General features: G+C 68.0%; 1 protein-coding gene. It reads right to left on the reverse strand.

The features are described 5' to 3' along the window. Window positions 1–395: biopolymer transporter ExbD (locus KDM41_18825; GenBank protein ID MCB1185479.1), on the reverse strand; the 395-nt coding region annotated here is incomplete at its 3' end. Window positions 396–560 lie beyond the last annotated feature (165 nt).

The raw sequence follows: 560 nt of genomic DNA on the forward strand, positions 1-560 counted from the left end.
TCGAGGAAGGGCTCGTCGATGCCCGCGGCCTTGCAGACATCGAGCACGCGCGCGACCGTGCCGTACGCCGCTTCACGGTCGCCGCGGATCGAGACTTTCTGCTCGGGGTTGGCGCCGACGGCTTCGGTGACGAGCGAGCGCAGTTCCTCGATGGTCATGGCTTGCCCGGCGACGATGATGGAGCCGTCGCCGTCGACATTGATGACGATCTCGCGGAGGGCGAGCGTGATCGGGCCGGCGGCTTCGGCTTCGGGGAGGGTGATGCGCGTCTCGCGCTCGGCCTGCTGGTAGGTGGTCGCGACGAGGAAGAAGATCAGCAGCAGGAAGACCATGTCGACGATCGGCGTGAGCTCGACCTGCGGGGCGTCATCGGGCTTGGAGGAACCGATGATCATCGGGTCGCCTCGCTCGCGGTGTTGGTGTTGGGGGTGGCCGTGCGCGCCAGCGAGGGTTCGAGGACATGCTCCTCGACGAAGCCGACGGCGAGTCGGTCGAGCACGCGGGTGAGGCGTTCGACGCGCCCGCTGAGCCAGTGGTACGCGATGAGCGTGGGGATCGCG

The organism is bacterium, from assembly GCA_020440705.1.
Classification (GTDB): Bacteria; Krumholzibacteriota; Krumholzibacteriia; order LZORAL124-64-63; family LZORAL124-64-63; genus JAGRNP01.